The sequence below is a fragment of the Bradyrhizobium genomosp. I (2014) genome (assembly GCF_000261685.1).
GTDB lineage: Bacteria > Pseudomonadota > Alphaproteobacteria > Rhizobiales > Xanthobacteraceae > Bradyrhizobium.
On sequence record NZ_AJQE01000130.1, the window covers coordinates 1 to 855 of the forward strand.

The 855-nt window shown below is 67.5% G+C and carries 1 protein-coding gene; it reads left to right on the forward strand.

Annotated features, from left to right (window positions below; translation table 11 throughout):
• A partial coding sequence (locus IC50_RS12340) for an ABC transporter substrate-binding protein (protein ID WP_035704573.1) occupies nt 1-855 on the forward strand: 855 nt, incomplete at both ends.

Genomic DNA, 855 nt, shown 5'->3' on the forward strand with positions numbered 1-855 from the left:
CAGCGGCCCGTTCCGCTATCTCGCCGACGAGCGCGTGCAGGGCGCCCGCAACGCCTATGCCAGGTTCGAGCGCTACCAGCCGCGCACCGACGGCAAGCCGGATTGGACCGCCGGACCGAAGATCGTGCACTACGACCGCGTGGTTTGGACCACCACGCCCGATGCCGGCACCGGCGTCGCCGCGCTCCAGACCGGCGAACAGGACTGGCAGGAGACCACGCCGCACGATCTGCTGCCGGTGATCAAGGCCGCCGGCGATATCGAGACGCGCATCCTCGACCCCAGAGGCTACGCCTGCATGCTGCGGCTCAATCATCTGCAGCCGCCGTTCGACAATCCCGCGATCCGCCGCGCGCTCCTGGGCGCAATCGATCAGTCCGCGTTCATGACCGCGGTCGCCGGCGTCGATCCCGCCTTTCAGGTCTCGCCGATCGGTTATTTCGCGCCTGGGACGCCGATGGCGAGCGACGTCGGCCTCGACGTGTTCCGTGGCCCGCGCGACTATGCCAAGCTCAAGGCCGATCTGAAGGCCGCCGGCTATAATGGCGAGAAGATCGTGGTGCTTGTCCCCACCAACTCGCTGGCGCAGAAGCCGCTCGGCGAGATCGCGGTCGACAGCTTGCGCAAGGCCGGCATGAACGTCGAATATGCCGGGCTCGATTTTGCCGTCGTTCTGCAGCGACAGCTGAAGAAGGACCCGATCGGGCAGGGCGGCTGGAGCGCGGCCGTCGGCAACTGGCAGGGCATCGACTGGCTCAATCCTGCCGGCAACACCAACATCCGCGGCGAAGGCAAGGTCGCCGGCTGGTATGCGAGCGAGAAGATGGGGCCCTTGCGCAGCCAGTGGCTGGGGGG